This is a genomic window from Rectinema subterraneum (assembly GCA_009768935.1).
GTDB lineage: Bacteria > Spirochaetota > Spirochaetia > Treponematales > Rectinemataceae > Rectinema > Rectinema subterraneum.
In genome coordinates this window covers 67,938-85,779 of sequence record WESA01000003.1, presented here as the reverse complement: position 1 = coordinate 85,779, position 17,842 = coordinate 67,938, and the positions used below count along the sequence as shown (strand labels likewise).

At 50.5% G+C, this 17,842-nt stretch carries 11 protein-coding genes; 1 reads left to right on the top strand and 10 read right to left on the bottom strand.

Going from position 1 to position 17,842, the window contains the following annotated elements; translation table 11 throughout:
* Window positions 1–8 precede the first annotated feature (8 nt).
* From mutS to GAP13_RS13230, 3 genes are all read right to left on the bottom strand, one after another.
* Window positions 9–2,696, bottom strand: a complete 2,688-nt coding sequence (gene mutS, locus GAP13_RS01940) for a DNA mismatch repair protein MutS (protein WP_241864266.1) — start codon at window positions 2,694–2,696, stop codon at window positions 9–11.
* A gap of 131 nt (window positions 2,697–2,827) precedes the next feature.
* Window positions 2,828–5,350 (bottom strand): outer membrane protein assembly factor BamA, encoded by a 2,523-nt coding sequence (gene bamA, locus GAP13_RS01935; RefSeq protein ID WP_158905638.1) that lies wholly within the window; start codon window positions 5,348–5,350, stop codon window positions 2,828–2,830.
* Between the two features lie 18 nt (window positions 5,351–5,368).
* Window positions 5,369–9,601, bottom strand: a complete 4,233-nt coding sequence (locus GAP13_RS13230; RefSeq protein ID WP_158905636.1) for a translocation/assembly module TamB domain-containing protein — start codon at window positions 9,599–9,601, stop codon at window positions 5,369–5,371.
* A 35-nt stretch (window positions 9,602–9,636) separates the two neighbouring features.
* Here GAP13_RS13230 and tmk point away from each other — a divergent pair, with 35 nt between their 5' ends.
* On the top strand, window positions 9,637–10,314 hold the full coding sequence (tmk, locus tag GAP13_RS01925) for a dTMP kinase (protein ID WP_158905634.1): 678 nt from the start codon (window positions 9,637–9,639) through the stop codon (window positions 10,312–10,314).
* Here tmk and queA read toward each other — a convergent pair.
* The 7 genes from queA to rsgA all read right to left on the bottom strand — a co-directional run bounded on the left by queA (window position 10,283) and on the right by rsgA (window position 17,792).
* Window positions 10,283–11,413 (bottom strand): tRNA preQ1(34) S-adenosylmethionine ribosyltransferase-isomerase QueA, encoded by a 1,131-nt coding sequence (gene queA / locus GAP13_RS01920; RefSeq protein WP_158905632.1) that lies wholly within the window; start codon window positions 11,411–11,413, stop codon window positions 10,283–10,285. The genes tmk and queA overlap by 32 nt on opposite strands.
* Window positions 11,400–12,425, bottom strand: coding sequence for a Holliday junction branch migration DNA helicase RuvB (gene ruvB, locus GAP13_RS01915; RefSeq protein ID WP_503473365.1), 1,026 nt, complete (start codon window positions 12,423–12,425; stop codon window positions 11,400–11,402). The genes queA and ruvB overlap by 14 nt, the downstream gene beginning before the upstream one ends.
* Before the next feature lie 8 nt (window positions 12,426–12,433).
* Entirely contained in the window at window positions 12,434–13,042 is a 609-nt protein-coding gene (gene ruvA / locus GAP13_RS01910; RefSeq protein WP_158905630.1) for a Holliday junction branch migration protein RuvA, read from the bottom strand.
* Between the two features lies 1 nt (window position 13,043).
* Window positions 13,044–13,562 carry a crossover junction endodeoxyribonuclease RuvC gene (gene ruvC, locus GAP13_RS01905; protein ID WP_241864265.1) on the bottom strand — a complete coding sequence of 173 codons (519 nt, stop codon included), beginning with the start codon at window positions 13,560–13,562 and terminating at the stop codon, window positions 13,044–13,046.
* Window positions 13,559–14,293 (bottom strand): YebC/PmpR family DNA-binding transcriptional regulator, encoded by a 735-nt coding sequence (locus GAP13_RS01900; RefSeq protein WP_158905628.1) that lies wholly within the window; start codon window positions 14,291–14,293, stop codon window positions 13,559–13,561. Before GAP13_RS01900 ends, ruvC begins: the two co-directional genes overlap by 4 nt.
* 74 nt (window positions 14,294–14,367) lie before the next feature.
* Window positions 14,368–16,857 carry an endonuclease MutS2 gene (locus GAP13_RS01895; RefSeq protein WP_158905626.1) on the bottom strand — a complete coding sequence of 830 codons (2,490 nt, stop codon included), beginning with the start codon at window positions 16,855–16,857 and terminating at the stop codon, window positions 14,368–14,370.
* Window positions 16,851–17,792: a ribosome small subunit-dependent GTPase A gene (gene rsgA, locus GAP13_RS01890; protein WP_158905624.1), complete on the bottom strand. Its 942-nt coding sequence runs from the start codon at window positions 17,790–17,792 to the stop codon at window positions 16,851–16,853. Before rsgA ends, GAP13_RS01895 begins: the two co-directional genes overlap by 7 nt.
* Window positions 17,793–17,842: the final 50 nt, after the last annotated feature.

The following is a 17,842-nucleotide window of genomic DNA, read 5'->3' as shown; positions in this document are numbered from 1 at the left end:
AACGCTGCCTACTGCTTCAATTTTTCGACAAGCTCGGAGAGAATCTGCAAAGCTCCAAGCGGCGTAATCTCGTTCGGATTAATGCTTCTCAATTCCGAGAGAACAAGATCTTCCGGGCTGAAAAGCTCACCAGTCCTGCGCATCTGCGCTCGCTTTTCTTTTTTGCTTTCTGCATCGGGAATATAGGCTTCTTTCGAAGGCTTCGGGGAAAATGAATATGCTGGAATTCTGCCCGGGACAGCATCATTCTCCTCTACCTGGCCCTGCTCCTGCCCCAGTCCTCGCTCAAGCTGGTGGAAATGCTGCTCTATTTCCGATGCGCGACTGATTACGCCATCAGGAAGGCCAGCAAGCCTCGCGACATGGATTCCGTATGAACCGCTCGAAGCTCCGTCTTCAAGGCGCTTCGGAAAGGAAACAGTGCCATCATGCTCGATTACTGCCATCCGCATATTCCGGAGTCCGGACAAGCCCATTGTTGTCAACTCGTGGTAATGCGTTGCAAAGAGCGTTCGGCAGCCCACCCGCTCAACAAGATATTCACTGACAGCCCATGCAATTGAGACACCATCAAGCGTCCCTGTGCCTCGCCCCACTTCATCCATTATCACCAGGCTGTTTGCTGTCGCTGTATTGAGAATGAAGGCTGCCTCGTGCATCTCCACCAGAAATGTACTCTCACCGCGCGCAAGATTGTCCTGGGCTCCTACGCGACAGAAAATCTTGTCGACCAAACCTATCCTTGCCGCTTCAGCTGGCACAAAACTCCCCATATGAGCCAGCAGCACAATGAGCGCAGTCTGGCGAAGTATTGTCGACTTGCCTGCCATGTTCGGGCCGGTAATCAATGCAAACCACTGGTTGTCGCGCGAAAGGGAAATCGAATTTGGAACAAAATCCCCATAGGGCAGGCACATTTCCACAACAGGATGACGCCCGTTCACAATATCGATTACCGGCTCTTCGCACATAACCGGCCTTGTATAGCCGTTTTCCGTTGCAGCCTGTGCGAGAGACGCAAGGCAGTCGATTTCGGAAATCGCGTGGGCACATTCGAGGAGCGCTGCGACATTGCCTTTGATGTTTTCGCGCACTTCGAGAAAAAGGCGCTTTTCCAATTCGATGATACGCTCCTGCGCGCCATTGATTTTGCTTTCCAGCTCTGCCAGGCGATCGGTTGTATACCGCTCTCCGCCGACCAGCGATTGTCTTCGAATAAAATGCGAAGGTACATTTGAAAGCTTGCCTTTCGTGACTTCGAGATAATAGCCGATTACCCGATTGTAGCGGATACGAAGGTTCTGGATGCCTGTATGCTGTTTTTCCTCTTCGAGGTAGGATTCGAGCACTGCCTGTGCATTTTTGTGCAAATTGCGCAATTCATCGAGTTCGCTGTTATAGCCATCTCTGATGATACCGCCCTCTGTGAGCAACACAGAAGGATCGTCCTGGATTGCGCTGTCAATAGTGGCTATGACCTGATTGCATTCTGCTTTGTCTTCAGCGCTCACCCGCGGGATAAGAGCCATGGGAGGATGTTCAGCTTCTATCAACTGAAACAAGGCTAATCCTGCTTCAACAGAATCCCGCAGCGCTCTCAGATCTTTTGCATGCGCTTTATCCATTGCGAGCCGCGAGATCAAGCGCTCGACATCCAGCACTGAAGCAAGGATCTTTCTCGCATCGCCAAGCAATATTTGATTGTGATACAAAAAAGATACCGCTTCATGCCGCGCTTCTATCCGAGCTTTATTGCGCAAGGGCTGAAAAAGCCATTGCCGCAGCATTCTGGCCCCGCCAGCGGTTTTTGTTTTGTCTAGTATCTCAATCAAGGTATCGCGGCGACTAGAATCGCTCAAATTCTTTACTAGTTCAAGATTTCTTTTGGTCGCTTCATCGAGGAGAACATAGTCCTTTTGCTCGAAGCGCAGTATTGCCCGAATATGCGGACAGCTTTGATGTACCATTTCCTGCACATATTCAAGTAAATTTCCTGCTGCAGCGAGGGCAGGATCGTTGTCTTCGAATCCGAATCCCTTGAGCGATGCGACGCCGAATCTTCTTTTTAGCATATCGGCTGAGTGAAACACATCATACGTCCAGTCAGGCTGAGGCTCTATCATAGCTGCGCTTTCGCGGATTACCTGGAGAAAATTGGCCTGATCGAGCAGGGATTGCTGAACGAGCAACTCGCGCGGCGAAAGCCGATACAATTCAGCGCGAAGAACCTCTTTGCTGCGGTCATCAAATGGAAGGGAATGCGCCCTGAATTCTCCGGTCGAAACATCAAGGTAGGCAAAGCACAATCGCCCATGCAGCAAACAAATATCGGCGAGATAATTATTTGCGCTCTGTTCGAGAAAATCGTCTTCGACTACAGTACCCGGGGTGATGACTTCGACAACATCTCTATCCATGAGGCCGCGTCTGCCCTGGATAGTCTTTTGCTCACAAATTGCGACTTTCTTGCCGGCTTTCAACAGGCGGGCGATATATGTTTTTGCGGCATGGTAGGGAATGCCGCACATGGGCTGCCCCTGACGCTTTGTAAGCGTAAGATCGAGGATGGAGCTTGCTTCCTGAGCATCCTCATTGAACATCTCATAAAAATCGCCCAGGCGAAAAAAAAGAATCTCACCGCGATGCTGCGATTTGATTCGGCGATATTGCTCGAGCATTGTGCTGGATTCTGGCATGAAAACATTATAGAGGGCTGCCCGGATCGGCACAAGAAGCGATGGAAACTTGGAAAGGGCTTGTGCTTTGCGGCAAGAGCCGCTCGCGATCTATCGCTCGCACCCTATTCCCGGCAGCTCACAAATTCATTTCAATACAACGGCTGTGTGATGCTCAGCACAAAATCAAAGGAACCGGCTGCTGTCTTCCAAGTAACGGCAGAACCATCGAAAACAAAGCGCTTTGCAAAATAGAAACGGAAGGGGAATTGCGCGATGACAAATCGCACGCCCAAGCCCGTCGAGAAAGCGAAATGCTTCCACTGCAGATTCCACTCGCCTTCTGCTGAAGGAGAATCGAGCGCCATATTGACCCAGCCATTCTGTGTCTGCATCGCGCCTGCATCCAAGAAGCCATCGAGGCTTACAACTTGCGGCACAATAGGGAGATGCAATTCTAGCCAGTTTTCCCAGACGAGAGTACCCTTCGATCCATAGAGCGATTTCCAACCACGTACGCTGAATGTTCCATCGAGATAGACCCAATCTTTGGTGACCGAGAGCGGTGTCCAGGGCTGGGCCAAAAGCGTCTGCACTCCCGAATGAAGCCCAACTACAGGAGAAAATACCCATGAAGGACTGAAGGGAATTGAGAACAATGTCGCATAGAGTTCTGCCTTCGTGTCCGACCTGATATAAAACTGTCGCTCATTTGACAAAAATCCTGTATAGGTGAAACGCTGGCTCAGGAAATAGCCTTTACCGGGGTTGTACCAATAATCGAGCCGATTGAGATAGACGCGTCCGAATATGGAATTTTTCAGTATCCATTGCCCATTGTAATCGCGCATCTCTTTTTCATATGGCCGATATTTGCTCGCGTCGTACGAAGACATGCCAAGGCCTGATGAAACGCCTCCCGAAAGCCCAATATCTCCCCGAGGAATCTTGTACACGTATCCGAGCGAGTACCCGAGGCTGAAAGTGTAGTCATCATATTTCATGAGGTAATTGTCTGGCACCGATGAAAGAAGACCATTCCACTCGTTCGCACCACTTCCGAGAGCAGTGTACGGGTCGGGAATATCTTCAGACGAGAAAATCGGAGCGATTGAATCCTGGGCTGTCTGGCTCATGGCATGCTTTATAGTAAAGCTTAGGCTTTGTGAAATGCGCTTGTTGAGCAGCCAGTTTTGCCCAAAAGAAGTATCGAGGCTCTGTTCGTCGGGCGAAAGCGTCATGTTGACCTGAAGATTTTTCCCGGTTCCGCCAAGGTTGCTGTCGTTCCATTTGACAAATCCTGAAATCGGGAATGTATTGCTCTGCCCCAGCCCTGTCAATGTCAGACCGAACTGAATTTGCGCAGTGCTCATCTCTTCTACATTGATGACGAGGTCCATGAGGTTTTCCACGCTTCCCTGATGGATTTCCGGGTCAATCGAAGAAAAATACTGCAGGTTATAGAGATTGCGCAGGCCGTCGATTATTTTTGTTTTTGAAAATACTTCTCCGACTTCGAGGGGAATTTCGCGGGCAATGACATAGTCCTTTGTTTTTGTATTTCCTTTGAAGCTTATGCTGCCGATATGCGCTCGGTCGCGTTCAATGATTGAAATCTTGAAGGAAATGCTTCCCGCTTGTTCGTCGCGGGTTTGGGACATAGAGATGGAATTGAAAATATATCCAGATTCATAATAGAGATCGTCTATTTTTTGCTTGTCGGAGAGAAGGCGCTTGAGGTTCAATGGATCGCCAGGCTTCAGAGAAATGAACGATGAAAGCCGCTCCGTCGAGAATATGGTATTCCCGTCGAAGCTGACGCCACTGAAAACCCATTGCTTTCCTTCGGAAATAACAAATGTGATGTCGAGGTAGTTCTTGCTGGTTTTTTCCTCTTTTGTGTAAGTCCTCAGAATATCGACGACTTTGGCATCCACATAGCCTTTGCTCGAATAATAATCCTCTATGGCTGACCTGCTTTCCGCAAGTTTGGATTCCTGGAATGCGCCTTTCTGGAATAATCCGGCTTCTTTCAGCGTAACCTGGCTCTTCAGGGTTTGTGCGGAAACAACAGAATTGCCGGAGAAAAGGATTTTTCGGACGATGACCGCAGTTCCCTCTTCGACTTTAAATGTCAGAATGATGCGCGAGGCATCCTGTGGACTGGGCGCGGTTTCAAATTCAACCTTCGCATCAGGATATCCTTTCTCGAGGTATAGTTTCTGCATCGCGACAGTATCTGATTTTGCCTTGTCTGCATTGAAAATCGCGCCATTTTTGGAAGACGCGGCATCGAGGAGCTCAGAAGTCCGCAATGCGCTGTTGCCGATGATACGAATCGAACTGATAGAGGGTTTTTCTGTTACGATGAACTTGACAATAACCTTGTCTTTTGAATCTCCTGCTGGCAGAGCGACAGGTTCAATGCTGTCAAACCAGTCAAGCGCATAAAGTTTTGCCTGGATATCAGTCCAGACAGTATCGGTAAAAGCAACATCGATATATGACCGCAACATCGAATCGAGATCATTCCGGTTTGCGTAATGGAGTCCTTCCCATTGAAAGCCAGCGATGGGCTTATTCCAGAACCATTCATCAGGAGTATCCTGCGCCATGGTGGTCTGAAAAGCAAAAAAAAGAATCAATGCTGCAAAAAGCGCTCTGTGAAGTCTCATTGCCACTCCTATGAACACTCAATAATTTATGCGCCAGCTCAGGCTGATCTTCTGGTTGTTAAGAGGCGTCCCTTCTTTCCCGAATGAAAGGCCCCATTCCAATAGTCCAAATGGAGACTGGAACTCTAGGCCAAGCTCAGAGTCTAATTGCAAAACGCCAGTCTCCTCAAGCGGGTTCTGCGCCATCCTGAGAATAAAATGCGCGAATGCTGAATCGGTTATATATTTCCCAACAAAAAGCTCAGTTCCGCTGAGGTAGTTGGCCAGACCCTTGGTCGACTGACCGGTGATGTCGAGAAGCCATTTCTGGATGAAAGACGATCTCACATAGAGAACATCGAGGCCAAGCGCTTTCTGCACTCTTTGTTCGAATGATCTGAACAATGAATTCTGGGTAAGGAATTCGGAACTCGCAATCATAGCTTCTCGAATGGTAAGAGGATTATTGTCCGATGTTTCGGAAAGAGCGAGCCCTCCTCCAAGCAGTGCGAGCAATTCTATCTCGCTCTTGGGTGGAATTGAAGAAAGCTTTGGTTTGAAATTTTCGAAGGGTGTCTGATCTGCTGAAAGAGTGACAATTATCATTCCATCTTTGCTTGACTCTCTCAGCTCTGCAACGGCATTGATAAGCGGATTAAACTTCGTCTGGTTTTCTGAAAATTCGATAGTACACTGTTTTATAAAGAAATTTCGAAGCAAATACAAAACATAGCCAGATCTGAGTTCGACTTTCCCTGTAACAGAAAATGCGCCGCTTGCTTGATCGTACAGAATGTTCAGAGCTGAATTCGGAGAAGACATTCCGCTTACAAGCGGGAAATCCTGACCGGGAAGATAAAGTTCCACATTTTTCCCGAGCGTCAGTGCGATATTGAGCGAGAGAGGAACTGTCGCCTTGGCGGTTTCCGGCGAAACGACAAAGCCCGCAGGATTAACTTCAAGAGTGCCATTATCGAGGAATATATTGCCTTTAATCTCGAGACCGCTTTGAGACAATGTCGCGGTGAGGTCAGTTTTTGCACGAATATCTTTAGCAGTTAGGCCGGCAATGGTTCCTTTGAATCGCAGAGCGGCAGTCTCCTGAGTGGAGATGAATGCTTTTATATCGCCAATCTCCCATCGGCTCAGGCTTGCTGTTGCCGCTAGTGATATGCTTTCGGTTCCAACTTTGATTATAGCAGGACCTAATTCGATGATACCCTCGCTTACTTTCATATCCGCATCAAATGGGCCCACTTTTTCAAGAAGATAGATATTTGAGGAAAAAGATACAGCCTTGAGTGCAATATTTCCATCAATTGCCGGATCGTTCAGATCTCCGGAGATCTTGAGAGAACAGGACGCCGACCCACTCATGTCCTTTATGTAATTTTCTGGAATGAACATTTGCAGAGCAGCCAAATCGAACTTGTTCAGAGATACATCAGCTTCGACAGCGTTTTCTTTGACAGATCCTTTGGCTGTTCCAGTGAGCTTGAAAAAATTATTCAGCGAAACTTCGAATTCGCTCATGCTAGTAATGCTTGCATGCGCATTCGAGCCATTGGCTTGGTTCAGATTCAAATCAATATTGCCATTTTTGAAAGCAGCCACATAGCCAATGTCATCAATATTTCTGGAATTATAAATGGCTTTAGCTATTTGCCCCGAGAATTGCAGATCATTCCAGGGATTATCCTGAGCAATCTTTCCGTCGCCATTGAAATATGCGGTGAATAATTTTTCAGCTATTACAGACCTTACCTGCGCTCCAAAGTGCGCTGATCCGCTCTTGATATCGTAATTGGCTGAAATTGCATCTATCTTGTGATTCAGATATGCAAATGAACCATCTTTGATCGACAATACAGAATCTTTGAGATCTGCAGTTCCCGATGCCGAAAAAGGAAGACCATTGATTTCACCTTTTTGCATTTTAAACTGGACTTCAAGAAGCGAAAAATTCGCCAGACTGAATTTGTCGCCATTTAAGGATGCTGATGCCTTTCCTTTTAATTGAAGATCTCCGGCAATTTTCAGCGAGGAAGGGATAAATTGTTCGATCGGCAATGCATTTGCGGTAATTGCAGCATCTATTATCCCGTCTTTGGATTTTATGGTTCCTTCTATTTTTGCCCGTTCATAATCTATGCTCGATAATGTATATGAAGCATCGAAATCTCTGATAATAGATTCAATTGATGCATATGTAATCGTTAGTTCACCTTTCAATTTTCTTGCATTATATTCGAAATAGTCTATTGTCAGCTTCGCTCCCTTCGCGTCCACCGTCCCACTCACCTCAAGCTGCGGATAGACCCCCTCTCCCTCATACCGTACCCCTACATTCGTCAGCTCTAGCCCCCAAGCATCCTTCTCATACCACCCACGTGCTCCCCCTTTGAGCCACACCACCCCTCCACCAACCCCTACCCCAAACCCTTTCAAGCGCACCTGCCCCTCTATCCGACTTCCCCCAAACACAACCTTCCCTTCTGCCGTATCCCCTACCGTAATCCCTACTTCCCCTTCCTTCACCCCCACCTGCACCCCATACCCTATCCCCCCTACCGTCACCTGCCCCCTAAATACCTCCCCCCTATACATCCCCTTCCCCTCAAGCCCTACCGCAATACCCCCTACCACCCCTTGCGCGCGCTTCAGCGTATACCCCGCCTCATCCCCCCCCCCCTCAAGCCCTACCTTCACCCCTACCCCTTGCACCCTCCCCTCATACTCCCCTCCATTCAATGCCCACGATACCTTCCCCCCTCGCACAAGCCCATACACCCGCCCGCTCACAACCCCCTCAACCCCCTGCAACTTAAGCCCCGTCGCCGCCACGACCGACGCCACATCTACCTTCTCTACCTCCACAACCCCCTCAAATCCCCCATCCTTCCCTATGCTCCCTTCCCCACTCACACGCCCTGCACCTACCCCACCCCTATACCCTACCTCATACCCCTCCCCCGTCAGCTTCACTTGCCCCGCCCCTTCCCCTAGCACCAGCCCCCGCACATTCCCTTCCGCCACCTCCACCCCATACCGATCCCCCGAGCCTTCCACCGTCCCTCGCACCCGCACCCCTGCCCCACTCACCGTATAGCTCCCCTTCACCGCCCACGACGCATACCCTACCTCCCCCTCATACCGTACCCCATAGCCTGCATGCACACCTTCCACCACCCCTCGATACCCCGCACTATCCCCTTCCCCCTTGAGCACTACCGCAAGCCCTCCCAGCGCATACTTCCCCCACCGCACCCCTTCATCCACTGCACCCTTCACATCCACCCGATAGCCCCCAAGCACCTTCCCCTCTCCCCACGCCTCAATATGCCCATCCCCCCGCACCCCCTTTACTACCTCCCATACCTCACCCTTCCCCTCCATATCCCCACTCACCCGATACCCCAACATGTCCCCTTGCAACCCCCAGCGGCCCTTCTCATACCACCCCACCAGCTCAAGCCCCTTCCCTCTCCGACGAGCCTCTATCCGACTGCCTCGCTTGGACACAACGAATTGCTGAGGCAGCAGCAAAACTGAAGGAGCACCTGCGGAAATATTCACAGAGAAATCAAATGTCGAAAAATCGGCCGCAAGCGATCCATCGATGCCAATTTTAGACGAAAGATCTTTCGGAAGACCAAAAAAGCCCCCCAAGTCTGCAGAAATCGAGGGCGCCACAATTTCGGGGAATCCGCCAAGCGTAGAGAGCTGGAATGACTCGATATGAATCGTACCGTCAGCGAGAGGCTCATTTTGTTTCAGGTGCACATGCACTGGCTCAATATTGAGCTGGAACCGAGGCAGGACAATCAGCGGCCCTTCGAACAGAATTTTGTAAAGCTTCTGGACAATAAATTCATCTTCAGGAAGGACAAGATCTACCTGCAGATCGCTCGCAGAGACTTCCTTGAGCACTTCCGTACTTCTGCCCGTTATGAGCGCCCAATAGCTGATGCGCAGAGATACGCTCCGCACTTGCACAGGGCTGACATCGGGCGCATCTTTTCGGACCAGCCGTATGCCATGCATTGTAAAACGATTGACAGCGTCGATGCTCAGATAATCATAATCGAGACTAAGCCCGGTTGCCTGATCAACGACAGATTGAACCGAATCAAGAGAACGGCCAACCGCCTGCTGAACTTCGAGACGAAGAAGATTGACTATGACAATTGTGGAATATATGGCAAAAAGAAGAGAAATCAATGCTATTGCGATTGCTGGCCTTTTCGTCCTCATCCGATACGAATCCTGCATGACAAAATTATGAGTCACCTATATACTAGCACATTATGCATTCGATTAACACTGACGAGCTGAAAAAGCGTTTTATTGTCATAGAAGGAATCGATGGTGCCGGTACCACAACTCAAATGAATCTTCTGGCCGGGAGCTTGCGCGCTCGGGGATTATCTTGTGTCACGACAGCAGAACCGACCACAAGCCCGATAGGCATGCTTATCCGATCTGTTCTTTCAGGCAAAAATGAGGCAGCCCCTTCGACGGTCGCCCATCTTTTTGCCGCAGACCGAAATGAGCACCTCTATGGCAAAGAAGGAATTGCACAGAAAGTTGAAGAAGGCGCACTTGTCATTTCTGATCGCTATGTTCTTTCAAGTCTTGCCTATCAGGGAGTTACCTGCGGTCCTGAAATTCCCTGGCAGCTCAACAGCAGATTCCCCGCTCCAGGGCTCACTCTGCTGTTTGAGGTTGATCCGGAAGTCTGCATCAAACGGATCGATACACGCTCGAATAAAGAGATATACGAGACGCTTGAATTCCAGAAACGCGTGCATGACATGTATGCGGTTATGGCAGATCGGCTTGAACAGCAGGGCTGGCACATAGAGCGGATCAATGCGGATGGAGATATTGAGACAGTCCGCCAGCGCATCGAAGCAGTGGTGTTCGCTTTCCTCGGCGTTCCTTCGTGTGGAATCACCGGATCAGCATCGCGTCTCCATAGCTGAAAAAACGATATTGCTTTTCGATGGCCGACCGATACGCCTCCAGAATCCGCTCTCTTCCGGCAAAAGCTGACACCAGCATGAGCAGTGTCGATTTCGGCGTATGAAAATTGGTAAAGAGCTGATCGACCACATGGAATTCAAAGCCCGGGTATATGAATATCCGTGTTGAATAGCTGCCGGAATGGAGCGCGCCATCGTACCAGGCTGATTCCAGAGCCCGAAGCGAGGTTGTTCCCACTGCAAGAATAGCTCTGCCTTCCTTTTTGGCTGCATTTACCCTGTTTGCAATTTCAGGCGAGATTTCGAACCATTCCTCGTGCATGCGATGGTCTTCGATATTCTCCGTGCGCACTGGCAAGAATGTGCCTAGCCCGACATGTAAGGTGACATGTGCGATTTCGATTCCTCGGTCCCGCAGAGAAGAAAGAATTTCGGGGGTAAAATGAAGACCCGCTGTCGGGCTGGCTGCTGACCCGGTACGCTTGGCATATACGGTCTGATAGCGCTGTTCATCAGCTTTCGTGTCTTCCCGCTTGATGTATGGAGGAAGAGGAACATGTCCGTATCGGTCAAAATATTCATCGCCTATAGGCGCAGAAAATTCGATAATCTTCTCGTCGACGCGGTCGCTGATAATGGTTCCTGCAAGTTCCCCAGGAAACAGATATTTTCTTCCGATTTTTTGTCGTTTGGCTTTGCTGCATACGACGAGCCAGCGCTGCGATGATGAAGGGAGCTTGTGTTTTGGGACAACCGGCTTGTCCGATCCGGGCATATTGAGCGCTTGGGCAGCATGGTCTGAGCCTCGGAATTGCTGTTCATCGAATTCCGCCTCATCAGCAGGAGACAGAAAAACAAATTCAACATGCGAACCGGTTTGCTCGCAGATGCCATAGAGCCTTGCTTTGCGCACCCTGGAATCATTGAAAATCATCAAGGTGCCTGGCTCGATGAATGAGGCTATGTCCGCTACCATGGCATCGAATGTCTTCTCTGTTGCCCGATCAAGCACCATAAGGCGCGATTCGCCCCGGTGCTCGGGCGGGTACTGAGCTATCAGCCTTTCCGGCAGTTCAAAATTGAAGTCATCCGTTTTCATTCATCTGTTCCAGTCCAAGATGGCGATATGCGGCAGGGGTTACAATGCGCCCTCTCGGCGTTCGCGCAAGCATTCCAATCTGAATCAGGTACGGCTCATAGTAGTCTTCAAGGCTTTCGACACTTTCGCTGACCGAAACCGCGAGCGTTTCAGCGCCGACAGGGCCTCCTCCAAACCGAAGGATAATGGCCTTGAGTATTTCCCGATCCAGGCGCTCGAGGCCGAGAAAATCAACTTCAAGCCGCGCGAGCCCATCAATCACAATATCCTTTGTTATGACACCCGCCCCTTTTACCTGTGCAAAATCGCGCATGCGCCTGAGAAGTCTGTTGGCAATCCGCGGCGTCCCCCGGCTCGTTCCTGCAAGAAGCTTCACCGCATCCTCATCAATTTTGATATCGAGAATGCGGGAAGATCGCCTGACGACCCTCTCGAGTTCCTCTGCCGAGTAATAGTCAAAACGCAGGGAAATGCCGAAACGGCTTGAAAGCGGCGCAGAAACCATTCCAGCCTTGGTCGTCGCACCGACAAGCGTAAAAGGCGGAAGCGGGATCCGAACTGTCCGGGCTGCAGGCCCTTGTCCGATTACCCAGTCAAGCTCGAAATCCTCCATGGCAATATAGAGCATTTCCTCGATTGCAGGCTTGAGTCTGTGAATTTCGTCGATGAACAGCACGGCATTCGGGCGCAAATTTGTAAGAATTCCAGCAAGATCTTTCGGTTTTTCGATGGCGGGAGCACTTGTTGGCTTGAAGTCCACGCCCATTTCTGAAGCGACAACGAGCGCAAGCGTGGTTTTGCCCAATCCAGGCGGACCCATCAAAAAAAGGTGGTCGAGCGCTTCTGCTCGTTCGCGCGCTGCTCGAATGAAAATGAGCAGGTTATCCTTGATTCTCTCTTGCCCCTGAAACTCAGAAAGATAGCGCGGGCGCAGCGTTGCTTCTTTTTCGTCCTCACTCGGATCATATCCAGGATTCATGGGGCTATGAATAATAGATTCATCATCAGGAATTTCTGAATTCATGCCCCCGCTCCTGTCGACAGCTCAAGCAGAGCTTTTCTGAACAACTCTTTTTCCGATTCCGGTCCTTGCTGCACATCAGCGCCAAGCTGGGCCACAACTCGTTCGACTTCGCGCCGATCAAAACCCATTTCTATCAGCGCTCTGATGACATCGCGGAATCGCCCCTGCACAGCAGGAGCCGGAACGCCTACTTCTCCTTCGAGCGCGATCAACTTGCCCTTGAGCGCAAGCATCATTTTCTGCGCGGTTTTGGGCCCAATGCCAGGAATTTTCTGCAGAGAAACGAGATCGCTGGTATCCAGCATGGTGGCGAGTGCCCGCGGCGCAATCCCTTGAAGAATCTTGAATGCCTGGCGCGGGCCAATTCCTTCGACCTTCTGGAGATCCAAAAAGAGCTGCCGCTCCGGCGCAGAGATGAATCCATACAGGCGCATGCCATCTTCATAGTGATGCAGCCAGGTATAGAGCTCGATCTCTTCGCCTACACGCGAAAAAAACGCGGGATCCCGCACCGGGACAAAAATTTCCCATTCGATTGCGCCGGTTGCAACATGGAGGGCATCATCAGCATGGCCGTTGAGTATACCGCGGATGCGATTGAACATGTCAAAGAGTATAGCCTGCGGGGCCAATCGAATGCAATGTACAAATCGCCGCAGCCAGCGCGTCGGCTGCATGATCCGGTTTGGGTATCTCTTTCATGCCGAGGAGGATGCGCACCATTTCCTGCACCTGCAATTTATCTGCGCGGGCGGAACCGGTTACGGATTTCTTGATGGCATTTGGGGTATGCTGCATGAGTTCGATGTTCGCTTCTTCGAATGCGAGCCTGATGACACCTCGCGCTTCTGCTACAGGGAATGCCGATGATACGTTTCTAAAAAAATAAAGCTCCTCGATGCCGCCGACATCAGGAGCATATTGCTGCAACAGCCTTTTGATCTCATTGAATATGTGCGCGAGCCTCTTGCCCATCGGTACGGACGATTCTGTCTGAATGCATCCATGAGCGATTAGTTCGAGACTCCCTTCCCTCGTTCGGACTACGCCGAATCCTACCGCAGCGATTCCAGGATCAATCCCAATCGCTACGATAGCGCGACGAGCAGCCATTTCTTTAATCACTCTTCGATTTCAGGCATTTCGATGTTGTGATAGACATTCTGCACGTCTTCGTTCTCTTCCAGCTTATCGATAAGCCTCTGTATCTTAGCTGCTGTCTCTGCATCGACACTGATGTAGGTATCGGGAACCATGGATATTTCAGCACCGAGGGTCTCGAAACCTTTTGCGTTCATCGCATTGAGCACATCTTCGAAAGAAGCGGGATCGGTAAACACGACTATGCTTCCGTCCTCATTCACCACATCGTCCGCTCCTGCATCGAGCGCCGCTTCCAGAATCTGGTCTTCGGTATACTTTTCGCCATCATAGGTTAGCACGCCTTTTCTTTTGAAAAGATACGCGACAGAACCTGCGGTTCCAAGGTTCGCGCCAGATCGCGTGACAATATTGCGGATTTCTGCGGCTGCGCGGTTCTTGTTGTCGGTCAGCACTTCGATGAGCATTGCTCCGCCGCCAGGGGCATATGCTTCGTAGAAAAGCTCTTCATAGATGGTGCCTTCAAGCTCGCCTGTGCCTTTCTTGATCGCGCGGTCGATATTGTCTTTTGGCATGTTGGCAGCACGGGCCTTGAGCACTGCGGTGCGCAGGCGCGGGTTGCCTTCCGGATCGCCACCACCCATGCGGGCAGCGATCGATATTTCCTTGATAAGCTTTGTAAAAAGCTGCCCTCTTTTAGCGTCGAGCGCGCCTTTTTTGTGCTTTATGGTTGCCCATTTACTATGTCCGGACATGAAAACTCCTTTGGCTGATAAAAATGCCGCATAACGATACCATGCAGCATAAATTGGTGTCAATTGCAAATCTTTTATGGTTTCAGATGTACCCATGTTTTTCCAAAACCCCCGTCTTCAGGCCGCGCGAAATAGTAATCAGCTACCGAGGGCTGCGTTTTCAGCCACTCATGGATGCCTTTCCCGAGAATACCTTCGCCGGTGCCATGGATGACGGAAAAAACACCCAGCCCACCCAAGCTCGCTGCATCGATTTGGTGCGCGAGCGTTTCAAGCGCTTGGGCAAGCCGCATCCCACGCACATCGATCTCGGGCAGCGGCTTTGAGGATCCTTCGCCAGGGCTTGAAAGCTCCACCTGATAGACAAGTTTGGTCTCACTGTCCGGTTTTTTATGCAAAGGCGGGATGCTGAGATCTTCCATCGCTACTGGAATGCGCAGCGAGCCTGCTTGAATGAGAACTCTCTTTTCATCCAGCTTGCGTACGATGATCGCTTCGCGACCAGCATACAGTACTTTTTCTCCAACGCTTGCCGACGCCGGATCGATTCGGCGGGACGGAGCATTCCCATCGGAAAGTGAACGAGCAAGCGTTTTTGTCTCCGCTTCGAATCGGCTCAGTTCGTCGTTTTCCCGCTTGGCTTCTTCAGAAAGCTCATTCAGAAATTCCCGCGCACTGGAAGCCTCCTCCACCTTTCTTCCAGATTCTCTGATCTCTCTTACAAGATTTTCGAAGGTCCTGCGGCTTTCCGAAAGAAGGCGGTTCAGCTCGGCAACACCCTGGCGCCGCAGTTCCAGCTCTCTCTGCCGCACCTTCAGATTCTGCAAATCCGCATTCCGGCGAGACTCCTGTGCTCCTTTCAACTGCTTGCGTTTTTCCTGCTCCAGCCTGTCGAGTTCACGCTGCTTCTCTCCCAGAGAGCGCATCAACGCTGAATAATCGGTTCGCTCATCATCGAGATAGCTTGTCGCGGTCGCCACTATTTCATCGGACAGGCCCGTCTGCCTGGCAATCTCCAGTGCGCGGCTTTCGCCAGGAATTCCCATACACATGCGATAGGTAGGACTCAGACTTTGCGCGTCGAACTCCATCGAGGCATTGAGACAGCCGGGTTTTGTATATCCATAATTCTTGAGAATACCGTGATGAGTGGTCGCAATGGTCAGGCTCTTACGCTCCAGAAAAAAGTCGAGCAAGGCCATAGCGATGGCGCACCCTTCTTCGGGATCGGTTCCTGCTCCAAGTTCGTCGAGCAGCACAAGGCTTCTGCCGGTAGCTGCACGCACAATGTCGGAAATGACGCGCATATGCCCCGAAAATGTGGAAAGAGACTGATCGATGGATTGTTCATCGCCGATATCGGCAAAAACTGTATCAAAAACTGCAAATCCTGAAGTAGATAGCGCAGGAATGCCAGCTCCATACTGATTCAAAAGCGCAAGAAGCCCGATTGTCTTGAGCGAAACTGTCTTGCCTCCCGTATTGGGCCCGGTGATGATGAGCACGCGTGTTCCATCCGGCACATCGACATCGATCGGCACAGCTTTCTTTCCCAAAAGTGGGTGTCTGGCCTGATACAAGTGCAGGCCTTCGTCGAGAAGCGTGGCATTGACAAGATCCTCCCTCCGGAGCTGTATTGCGCGAGCAAGCCTTGCATCGATAGCTGCCAGGTGCTGTCGTGCTCTCTCAAAGGATGGCACAAGCGGACGGATGGCTTCTGTTGTTTCGCGGAGGATGGCGCGTATTTCTTCATTGAGCCTGGTTTCCAGTTCCAGAAGCCGGTTGTTGCGCTCGATCAGCTCCAGCGGCTCGATAAAAACAGTCTGGCCAGTCGAAGAGAATTCATGAACAATGCCCTTTACCCTGCCTTTGAAATTTGCCTTGATAGCAAGCACAGTGCGGTTGTCGCGCTCTGTGGCGGCATTCGACTGCAGTGCATCCTGCAAATCCGGATCCGACAGATATTGGCTGACGAGCCGCTGATTTTCGAGCTGTGCTGTATGGATGGCCCGCTTTAGCGCCCGAATCCGGGGCAAGTCTCTGATTTCGCCTTCTGGTGTAAGAATCGCAAATATTCTCTCTCGAAGCAGCGCGAGCGAAGGAGCAGAAAAAACTGCTGTCTCGATGCCGAGCATCGCCCATTCCTCAGTATCAGCGCTGCTGTCAAATGCCGTCATGGGCACATTCTCTTCTGGTTGGTGCGCTCTCTTCGCTCTGTCGCTGGCTTCAAGTATCGAGCGCACTAGCCCGACAATCTGTTCATATGATGTAGCCCATATGCCTAAGGCAAAGAGCTCGTCTACATCAAGGGCAAGGCCTTCTTTCTTTGCTTTTTGCACAACAACATCAAGGTCGGGGAAAGGCAAGGCTGGAATTTCCCTTTCTCTAAGCCCCTCGGAAAGCAGATAGAGATCGCGTTTGAGCCTGCGAACTGATTCTGGATTCGAACAGGGAAGAGTGTTGCGCATCAGTGCGCGCCCTTCATAGGAAAGGCAATATCCTTCCAGCCTCTCACGAAGCCGGAAAAAATCAAGGCGTGCAAGGCTGTGCTCGTGCATTACCATCCCTCTTCATCCTCAAGGCGAAACTTGGGAGTTTTGCGAAATTTTCCTGTTTCTTCTTTCTTCCACTGTCTGGATCGCTCGAGTTCGCTGCGTATGCGCAGATAGCTTTCGTAGCGATCATAGTGGATTATGCCATTTTGGACAGCATCCATGATTGCGCAGCCGGACTCATGGGTATGGGAACATGAAGCTCCGAAGGCGCATTTCCCGATAAATGGCATCATGTCAGGGAAATATGCGCTCAAATCATCAGGTTCGATATTGCGCATGGCCAGGCGGCGAAATCCCGGCGTATCGATAACTGCTATATCTCCTTCCGGAGAGAAAAAGAGCTCCGCGAGTGTCGTCGTGTGCTTGCCTCTATTGTATTTTTCGGAAATCGCTGCGACCTTGCGGTCGATACCAGGCATTAGTACATTGATTATACTCGATTTTCCTGTGCCTGATTGGCCGACAAAAACTGCTGTTTTGCCGAGAATGGATTCACGCAACGCATTCAATCCCTGCTGAAGCAATGCCGAACAACGAAGAACCTTATATCCCAGCGATTCGAAAACAGAAAGCCTCGCTTCAGCATGTTCATCGCTTCCCAAGTCTATTTTGTTGAAAAGAATCAATAGCGGAACGCCGCACTGTTCAGTTATGACGCTTACCCGATCGATGAATCTAGGCCGGAAAGGCGGGGAATTTGCGCTAGTCACGCATACGACCATGTCGATATTGGCTGCAAACGCTTGATCCGCGCCTCCCTTTTCATTGAACCGCCCGAAGACATTCCTACGGGGCAGCAGCTTTTCGATTACACCTTCGCCATCAGAAATGATCTGAACAGAAACCCTGTCACCTGCTGCAAGCGCATTGTACCAGCCATCGAGAGAGCGGATTCTCTTGCCTTTGATGGTGCAGAGACGAACTGTATTGTCTTCGCATCTCACTCGCGCATAATGGTTGCTGAAGGAAAGAACGATGCCTAGCATGCTGGTTC

Excerpts from the sequence above, each read along its gene's own strand:
- GAP13_RS01900 (WP_158905628.1), bottom strand. The coding sequence starts at position 14,293 with ATGTCCGGACATAGTAAATGGGCAACCATAAAGCACAAAAAAGGCGCG.
- queA (WP_158905632.1), bottom strand. The coding sequence starts at position 11,413 with ATGAAAACGGATGACTTCAATTTTGAACTGCCGGAAAGGCTGATAGCT.
- tmk (WP_158905634.1), top strand. The coding sequence starts at position 9,637 with ATGCATTCGATTAACACTGACGAGCTGAAAAAGCGTTTTATTGTCATA.
- GAP13_RS01895 (WP_158905626.1), bottom strand. The coding sequence starts at position 16,857 with ATGGTAATGCACGAGCACAGCCTTGCACGCCTTGATTTTTTCCGGCTT.
- bamA (WP_158905638.1), bottom strand. The coding sequence starts at position 5,350 with ATGAGACTTCACAGAGCGCTTTTTGCAGCATTGATTCTTTTTTTTGCT.
- mutS (WP_241864266.1), bottom strand. The coding sequence starts at position 2,696 with ATGCCAGAATCCAGCACAATGCTCGAGCAATATCGCCGAATCAAATCG.
- ruvA (WP_158905630.1), bottom strand. The coding sequence starts at position 13,042 with ATGTTCAATCGCATCCGCGGTATACTCAACGGCCATGCTGATGATGCC.
- GAP13_RS13230 (WP_158905636.1), bottom strand. The coding sequence starts at position 9,601 with ATGCAGGATTCGTATCGGATGAGGACGAAAAGGCCAGCAATCGCAATA.